Raw genomic sequence first — 7,310 nt, 5'->3', positions numbered from 1 at the left:
GATCTGGTCGTAGGCCTTCGCCTCACCTCCGAACTTGCTCGACAGCACGGTCGTGATCGCCGCCGTCAGCGTCGTCTTGCCGTGGTCCACGTGCCCAATCGTCCCCACGTTCACGTGCGGCTTGGTGCGCTCGAATTTGCTCTTGGCCATGTCGGATCTCCTGACTGGAAACGTCGCTGTGAACGAGCCTTGCGGTTGGTGCCCATGGCGCGGATCGAACGCGCGACCTCTCCCTTACCAAGGGAGTGCTCTACCACTGAGCCACATGGGCATCGTCACTGGTCTGCGTGCAGCGGCGCGCACATCACTGACGAACTGGAAAACGATGCAGAGACTTCGCTGGAGCGGGAGACGGGAATCGAACCCGTGTCATTAGCTTGGAAGGCTAAGGTTCTGCCATTGAACTACTCCCGCCTTGCCTTCCGGGCCTTCGAACCAGTCGATGCAAGCGGGTTCGTCGTGGTGGAGGAGGCTGGATTCGAACCAGCGTAGGCGTAAGCCAACAGATTTACAGTCTGCCCCCTTTAGCCACTCGGGCACCCCTCCGCGACGAGCCGGCGACTGTATCACGGCTCTCCATGGGCTCCGACGATGCCCGAGTCGGCTGCCACGTCGAGGCGCCAGTTCAACGGCCGTCCGGCGGCTTCGAGAAAGCGCGCCGACGCGCCGAAGTGGCCGCAGCCGATGAAGGGCTCCGGGCCGCGCGTCGCCGAAAGCGGCGACGGGTGGTTCGAGCGCCAGACGCGATGGGCTTTGCCTACCGGATCCAGCTTCGCAAGCTTGCTCTGCGCGGCAGCGCCCCACAGCAAGAACGCGGTGGGGGCCGGCGACTGCCAGACCGCCTCCACGACCGCATCAGTGAGCGCTTCCCAGCCGCGGCCGGTATGGCTTGCGGGCCGGCCGTCTTCGACGGTCAGCACGCTGTTGAGCAACAGCACGCCGCGCTGCGCCCAGGCCAGCAGGCTGCCGGAGGGCGCTGGCCGGCCGCCCAGATCGCGGCCAATTTCCTTGAACAGGTTGCGCAGGCTCGGCGGCAGCCGCTGGCCGGGAGCGACCGAGAACGCCAGGCCTTCCGCCTGACCCGGGCCGTGGTACGGATCCTGGCCGACGATGACCGCGCGCACGGCGTCACGCGGCGTCAACGCCAGCGCCCGCAGCGGCTGCGGCGGATAGACCATCGCGCCCGCCGCCACGCGAGCATCGACGAACTCGATCAACCGCCGCCCGCGCTCGGAGCGCCGAAACGGCTCGGTGACTTCGCGCCAGCTCGGATCGACCCGATCGAACTCGCGATCAAGCCCGCCGGTGAAGCAGCTCAATCGAACAGCTCGGCCAACGCTGCACCCGGGTCGCGGGCACGCATGAAGGCTTCGCCGACGAGGAAGGCATGCACGCCGGCTTCGCGCATGCGCCCCACATCGGCGCGAGCCAGGATGCCGCTTTCGGTGACGAGCAGCCGGCTTGCCGGCACGCGTTCCAGCAAGCCGAGCGTCGTCTCCAGCGTGACCTCGAAGCTGCGCAGGTTGCGGTTGTTGATCCCGACCAGCGGCGTCTTCAAGCGCAGTGCGCGGTCGAGCTCCGCGCCGTCGTGCACCTCGACCAGCACCGCCATCCCGAGGGCTTGCGCGGCGGCTTCGAGGTCGGCCATCTGCGCGTCGGCCAAGCAGGCGGCGATCAGCAGGATGCAGTCGGCGCCGATCACCCGCGCTTCGTGGACCTGGTACTCGTCGACCACGAAGTCCTTGCGCAGCACCGGCAGCGCGCAGGCGGCGCGCGCCTCCTGCAAGAAGGCTGCCGAGCCCTGGAAGAAGCGCTCGTCGGTCAGCACGCTCAGGCACGCCGCGCCGTGCTTCGCGTAGCTTTCGGCGATCGCACCGGGCACGAAGTGCTCGCGCAACACGCCCTTGCTCGGGCTTGCCTTCTTCACTTCGGCGATCACCGCCGGCCTGCCGGACCCGATGCGCGCCCGCAGCGCGCCGACGAAATCGCGCAGATCGGTGCGCCGCTCGGCGCTCTCGGCCTCCTCGCGCAGCGACGCCAGCGAGCGCCGCCGGCGCGCCAGCGCCAGTTCCTCGTGCTTCACCGCGACGATGCGCTCGAGGATGTCGCTCATGCCGCGGCGAGCTTCCGTGTCACTGCCACGAAGCGCTCGAGCTTCGCGGCCGCCGCGCCGCTGGCAAGCGCCTCGCGGGCGCGGCCCACGCCGTCGGCGATCGACGCGGCCACGCCGGCGACGTAGAGCGCCGCGCCGGCGTTGAGCGCGACGATGTCGCGCGCCGCGCCGGCCTCGTTCGCGAGCACGCGCTTGATGACCGCGAGCGACTCGTCCTTGCCGGCGACCTGGAGGCTGCGCCCGTCGGCGACGCTCAAGCCAAAGTCGCCCGGGTGCACGGTGTACTCGCGCACCTCGCCGTTCTTCAGTTCGCCGACCATCGTCTCGCCCGAAAGCGACAGCTCGTCGAGCCCGCTCATCCCATAGACCACCATCGCATGGCCGGCGCCCAGCCGCTGCAGCACGCGGACCTGGATGCCGACAAGATCGGGGTGGAACACGCCCATCAGCTGGTTCGCCGCGCCGGCCGGGTTGGTCAGGGGCCCGAGGATGTTGAAGATCGTGCGCACGCCCAGTTCGCGGCGCACCGGCGCGGCATGCTTCATCGCCGGGTGGTGGTTGGGCGCGAACATGAAGCCGATGCCGGTCTCGGCGAGGCATTCGGCGACCTGCGCGGGCTTCAGGTCGATGCGCGCGCCGAACGCTTCGAGCACGTCGGCGCTGCCCGAGGTCGACGACACGCTGCGCCCGCCGTGCTTGGCCACCCGCGCGCCGGCGGCGGCCGCGACGAACATGCTGGCGGTCGAGATGTTGAAGGTGTGCGAGCCGTCGCCGCCGGTGCCGACGATGTCCACGAGGTGTGTCTTGTCGGCCACCTCGACGCCGAGCGCGAACTCGCGCATCACCTGCGCGGCCGCGGCGATCTCGCCGATCGTCTCCTTCTTGACGCGCAGGCCGACCGCCAGCGCCGCGATCATCACCGGCGTCATCTCGCCGCTCATCACGCGGCGCATCAACTGCAGCATCTCGTCGTGGAAGACCTCGCGGTGCTCGATGACCCGCTGCAGGGCGGCGATGTCGGTGATCGCCGAGCCGGCGGCGGGCACGGTGGGGTCGCTCATCGGGGCGCTCCTTCGAGGAAGTTCTTCAGCATCGCGTGGCCGTGCTCGGTGAGGATGGACTCCGGGTGGAACTGCACGCCCTCGATCGCCAGCGTCCTGTGGCGCACGCCCATGATCTCGCCGTCGGGCACGGTGGCGGTGACTTCGAGCTCCGCCGGCAGCGATGCGCGCTCGATCGCGAGCGAGTGGTAACGGATCACCTCGAACTGCTCGGGCAGCCCGGCGAACACGCCGCGCCGGTCGGTGCTGATCGTGCTGGCCTTGCCGTGCATCTGCACCTGCGCGCGCACCACCTTGCCGCCGAGCGCGGCGCCGATCGCCTGGTGGCCGAGGCACACGCCGAGGATCGGCAGCCTGCCCGCGAAGCGCTGGATCGCGCCGATGCACACGCCCGCCTCGGCCGGCGAGCAGGGCCCGGGCGAAAGCACCAGGCGGTCGGGCTTGAGCGCCTCGATCTCGTCGAGCGTGATCTCGTCGTTGCGGTGGACCCTCACCTCCTCGCCCAGCTCGCAGAAGTACTGCACGAGGTTGAAGGTGAAGCTGTCGTAGTTGTCGATCATCAGCAGCATGGCGTTCGATCCTGTCGGGGCCTTCGGGGGCGGCGCGCTTCGGGGTCGGACGCGCCGGTCGCTCGGGGCGCCATCGCGGCGCAAGGGATTCAGCGTTGCGGCTTGCGCCAGCGCTGGAGAGCGACGTTCGGGACGAAGGCTTGCTGCGACATGCGCCGGATTATCGCCACGGCCTCGCGCGGCCCGGCCGGTCAAACCCCGAGGTGCCGATGCAACGCCGCCTCGTCGGCCGCGAGCTGCGCCGAGCCGCCTTCGAGCACCACGCGGCCCTTTTCCAGCACCAGGCAGCGATCGGTGTGCGCGAGCACCGCGCGCAGGTTGCGATCGACGACGAGGCAGGCCATGCCGGTCGCGCGGATCGCCGTCAGCGTGCGCCAGATCTCCGCCACGATCAGCGGCGCGAGGCCCTCGGTCGCCTCGTCGAGGATCAGCAGCTCGGGGTTCGTCATCAGCGCGCGGCCGATCGCGAGCATCTGCTGTTCGCCGCCCGAGAGCTGCTGGCCGCCGTGGCCGAGGCGTTCGGCGAGGCGCGGGAAGGTCGCGATGACGCGGTCGTGGTCCCAGTCGCTGCGGCCGTCGGGGCCGGCTCGCGCGGCGACCAGCAGGTTCTCGCGCACGCTCAGGTTCGGGAAGATCTGGCGGCCTTCGGGCACGTAGCCCAGCCCCAGGCGCGCGATGCGTTCGGCGCGCAGGTTGCGGGCGTCGGTGGTGCAGTCGCGGCCGCGCACCGCGACCGTGCCGGCGCTCGGGCGCACGAGGCCGAGCGCCGAGCGGATCAGCGTCGTCTTGCCCATGCCGTTGCGACCGAGCAGGCCGACAGCTTCGCCGGCGCCGATGGACAGCGACACGCCGTGCAGCACCCGGCTCGCGCCGTACTGCGTGTGCAGCCCGCGCACGTCGAGCAGCGGCACGGCGGCCATCAGAGCGCCTGCGCCTCGCCGAGGTAGGCGGTCTGCACCTCGCGGTTCGCCCGCACCGCGGCCGGCGTGCCGCTGGCGAGCACGCGACCGTTGACCATCACCGTGATCCGCTCGGCGATGCGGAACACCGCGTCCATGTCGTGCTCGACCAGCAGGATCGCGTGCGCCGGCTTCAGGCTCGCGAGCAGCGCGAGCATGCGGTCCGTCTCTTCCGCGCCCATGCCGGCGAGCGGCTCGTCGAGCAGGATCACCCGCGGCCTCGTCGCGAGGCACATGCCGATCTCGAGCTGGCGCTTCTGGCCGTGCGACAGCACGCCGGCGATCTGCCCTGCCTGCGCCGCGAGGCCGACGCGCTCCAGGGCCTCGTGCGCCGCATCGAGGCTCGTGCTGCAAGCACCCGCCGCCTCCCAGAAGCGCCACGGCCGCTGCAGCCGCGCCTGCGCGCAAAGCCGCACGTTCTCCAGCACGGTGAAGTTCGCGAAGATGGTGTTGCGCTGGTAGCTGCGGCCGAGGCCCGCCTGCGCCCGCCGCGGCTGCGACAGCCGGGTCACGTCCTGCCCCAGCAGCGTGACGCTGCCGGCGCTCGGCGCGATCTCGCCCGACAGCACGTTGATCAGCGTCGACTTGCCCGCGCCGTTGGTGCCGATCACCGCATGCACCTCGTCGCGCGCCAGCGCGAGCGAGACCTCGTCGACCGCCTTGAGCCCGCCGAAGTGGCGCGACACGTTCGAGGCCTCAAGCCACAACTCGCCGCTCATGCCTGGCTCCGCGGGCGACGCCGCAGCAGGCGCCCGAGCCCCATCAGGCCGTCGGGCAGCGCCGCGACGAAGGCGATGATCGTCAGCCCGAGCAGCAGCTGCCAGTGCTTCGCGAACGCGCCGAACACCGCCTGCGACTGATAGAGCTCCTGCAGCAGCGTGAACGCCACCGCGCCGAGCACCGCGCCGCGCAGGTGGCCGAGGCCGCCGAGGATGATCATCAGCAGCACCGCGCCGCTCTGGTGCCAGCTCAGGATCTCCGGGTTCACGTAGCCGTCCTTCAGCGCGACGACGAAGCCGGCGAGCCCCGCGAACATCGCCGCGACGACGAAGGCGGCGAGCTTGTACGGGTAGGTCGCGAAGCCGGCCGCGCGCAGCCGCTGCTCGTTGGCCTTGATGCCGGCGAGCACGCGGCCGAAGCGGCTCCTCAGCAGCAGCGCCAGCGCGCCGAAGCAGAAGGCCAGCGCGCCGAGCACGAAGTAATAGAAGCTTTTGCGCTGCTCCAGATCGACCAGCGTCAGGCTGCCCAGCTTCACCTCCGGCTTGAAGTAGAGGTAGACGCCGTCGGTGCCGCCGCCGAAGGGCGTGTCGTGGAACACGTAGTACGCCATCTGCGCGAAGGCGAGCGTGACCATGATGAAGTAGATGCCCCGGGTGCGCAGCGACAGCGCACCGACGGCCAGCGCGTAGACGCCCGAGGCCGCCAGCGCCGCCGGCAGCAGCCACCAGATCGCCGCGCCGCCGCTCTGGGGACTCAACAGCGCGGCGACGTAGGCCGCGATGCCGAAGAAGGCCGCGTGGCCGAAGCAGACCAGCCCGGTCTGGCCGACCAGCAGCTCCAGGCTCAGCGCGAAGATGGCCAGCGCCATCACCTTCACCGCGAGGTCGGCATAGAACTCGCCGACCAGCCACGGCACCGCCGCCAGCAGCGCGAAGCCGATCAGCACCGACAAGCCGCGCGCGTCGAGCTTCATGCCGACTTGAACAGGCCTTCGGGCCGCCATAGCAGGATCGCGGCCATCAGCACGTAGACCAGCACGCCCGCGGCCTGCGGGATCAGCACCTTGCCGAAGGTGTCGACGACGCCGACCAGCAGCGACGCGAGCAGCGCGCCGCGCACCGAGCCGATGCCCCCGATCACCACGACGACGAAGCAGACGATCAGCACCTGGGCGCCCATGCCGGGATATACCGAGCTGACCGGCGCCGCGATCATCCCGGCCAGCGCCGCGAGCGCGACGCCCGCCGCGAACACGATGCGGTAGAGCAGCCGGATGTCGATGCCGAGCGCCCGCACCATCTCGCGGTTCGACGCCCCGGCGCGCACGCGCATGCCGAGCCGGGTGCGCGCGATCACGAAGTACATGCCGAGCGCGATCGCGATGCAGGCCGCCGAGATGAAGAGGCGGTAGACCGGGTAGGTCATCACCTCGCCCAGCGCGATGCTGCCGGCAAGCAGCGGCGGCGGCGCGACGCCGTGCCCGTCGTCGCCCACCGCGATGCTGCGCAGCTCCTCGAAGACGAGGATCAGGCCGTAGGTCATCAGCACCTGCTGCAGGTGCTCGCGCTGGTAGAGGTAGCTAAAGAACAGCCACTCGAGCAGGTAGCCGAACAGCACCGCGAGCACCAGCCCCAGCGCGAGCATCGCGAAGAAGCCGCCGCCAAAGCGCGCGACCACCGGCGACAGCGCGAACGCCATGTAGGCGCCGACCATGTAGAAGCTGCCGTGCGCGAGGTTGATCACGCCCATGATCCCGAAGACGAGCGTGAGCCCGCTCGCCACCAGGAACAGCAGCAGGCCGTACTGCACGGCGTTGAGCGACTGGATCAGGAAGCTGGCGAGGTCCATGGCCGGAGGAGGCCGCGCGTCATCGAAGGGGCCGCGGTGT

Annotated in this window: 9 protein-coding genes and 3 tRNA genes; all 12 read right to left on the bottom strand. The window is 70.3% G+C overall.

The annotated features are described in order from the left end of the window. The coding region (locus VFR90_RS00150; RefSeq protein WP_326403849.1) for a GTP-binding protein at window positions 1-150 on the bottom strand (150 nt) is incomplete at its 3' end. A 46-nt stretch (window positions 151-196) separates the two neighbouring features. After that, window positions 197-271: transfer RNA gene (locus tag VFR90_RS00145), tRNA-Thr, on the bottom strand. A 69-nt stretch (window positions 272-340) separates the two neighbouring features. Then, a tRNA-Gly gene (locus VFR90_RS00140) sits at window positions 341-414 on the bottom strand. Window positions 415-460: 46 nt separating this feature from the next. Continuing rightward, window positions 461-546 (bottom strand) — tRNA-Tyr (locus VFR90_RS00135). A gap of 20 nt (window positions 547-566) precedes the next feature. Beyond that, window positions 567-1,319, bottom strand: a complete 753-nt coding sequence (locus VFR90_RS00130) for a uracil-DNA glycosylase (RefSeq protein WP_326403846.1) — start codon at window positions 1,317-1,319, stop codon at window positions 567-569. Further along, window positions 1,316-2,113, bottom strand: a complete 798-nt coding sequence (gene trpC / locus VFR90_RS00125; RefSeq protein WP_326403844.1) for an indole-3-glycerol phosphate synthase TrpC — start codon at window positions 2,111-2,113, stop codon at window positions 1,316-1,318. Before trpC ends, VFR90_RS00130 begins: the two co-directional genes overlap by 4 nt. Then, on the bottom strand, window positions 2,110-3,174 hold the full coding sequence (gene trpD / locus VFR90_RS00120; protein WP_326403842.1) for an anthranilate phosphoribosyltransferase: 1,065 nt from the start codon (window positions 3,172-3,174) through the stop codon (window positions 2,110-2,112). Before trpD ends, trpC begins: the two co-directional genes overlap by 4 nt. Then, window positions 3,171-3,743 (bottom strand): anthranilate synthase component II, encoded by a 573-nt coding sequence (locus VFR90_RS00115; RefSeq protein WP_326403840.1) that lies wholly within the window; start codon window positions 3,741-3,743, stop codon window positions 3,171-3,173. The genes trpD and VFR90_RS00115 overlap by 4 nt, the downstream gene beginning before the upstream one ends. 191 nt (window positions 3,744-3,934) lie before the next feature. Further along, window positions 3,935-4,663, bottom strand: coding sequence for an ABC transporter ATP-binding protein (locus tag VFR90_RS00110; protein ID WP_326403839.1), 729 nt, complete (start codon window positions 4,661-4,663; stop codon window positions 3,935-3,937). Further along, window positions 4,663-5,421, bottom strand: coding sequence for an ABC transporter ATP-binding protein (locus VFR90_RS00105; RefSeq protein WP_326403838.1), 759 nt, complete (start codon window positions 5,419-5,421; stop codon window positions 4,663-4,665). Before VFR90_RS00105 ends, VFR90_RS00110 begins: the two co-directional genes overlap by 1 nt. Continuing rightward, window positions 5,418-6,395: a branched-chain amino acid ABC transporter permease gene (locus VFR90_RS00100; protein WP_326403837.1), complete on the bottom strand. Its 978-nt coding sequence runs from the start codon at window positions 6,393-6,395 to the stop codon at window positions 5,418-5,420. Before VFR90_RS00100 ends, VFR90_RS00105 begins: the two co-directional genes overlap by 4 nt. Continuing rightward, on the bottom strand, window positions 6,392-7,270 hold the full coding sequence (locus tag VFR90_RS00095) for a branched-chain amino acid ABC transporter permease (RefSeq protein WP_326403835.1): 879 nt from the start codon (window positions 7,268-7,270) through the stop codon (window positions 6,392-6,394). Before VFR90_RS00095 ends, VFR90_RS00100 begins: the two co-directional genes overlap by 4 nt. Window positions 7,271-7,310: the final 40 nt, after the last annotated feature.

It is taken from the genome of Methylibium sp. (genome assembly GCF_035762065.1).
Classification (GTDB): Bacteria; Pseudomonadota; Gammaproteobacteria; order Burkholderiales; family Burkholderiaceae_C; genus Methylibium.
This window is presented reverse-complemented; position numbering and strand designations above follow the sequence as displayed.

What these genes read in the sequence shown, in the direction of transcription:
- trpC (WP_326403844.1), bottom strand. Translation starts at nt 2,113, where the DNA reads ATGAGCGACATCCTCGAGCGCATCGTCGCGGTGAAGCACGAGGAACTG.
- trpD (WP_326403842.1), bottom strand. Translation starts at nt 3,174, where the DNA reads ATGAGCGACCCCACCGTGCCCGCCGCCGGCTCGGCGATCACCGACATC.
- VFR90_RS00115 (WP_326403840.1), bottom strand. Translation starts at nt 3,743, where the DNA reads ATGCTGCTGATGATCGACAACTACGACAGCTTCACCTTCAACCTCGTG.
- VFR90_RS00110 (WP_326403839.1), bottom strand. Translation starts at nt 4,663, where the DNA reads ATGGCCGCCGTGCCGCTGCTCGACGTGCGCGGGCTGCACACGCAGTAC.
- VFR90_RS00105 (WP_326403838.1), bottom strand. Translation starts at nt 5,421, where the DNA reads ATGAGCGGCGAGTTGTGGCTTGAGGCCTCGAACGTGTCGCGCCACTTC.
- VFR90_RS00100 (WP_326403837.1), bottom strand. Translation starts at nt 6,395, where the DNA reads ATGAAGCTCGACGCGCGCGGCTTGTCGGTGCTGATCGGCTTCGCGCTG.
- VFR90_RS00095 (WP_326403835.1), bottom strand. Translation starts at nt 7,270, where the DNA reads ATGGACCTCGCCAGCTTCCTGATCCAGTCGCTCAACGCCGTGCAGTAC.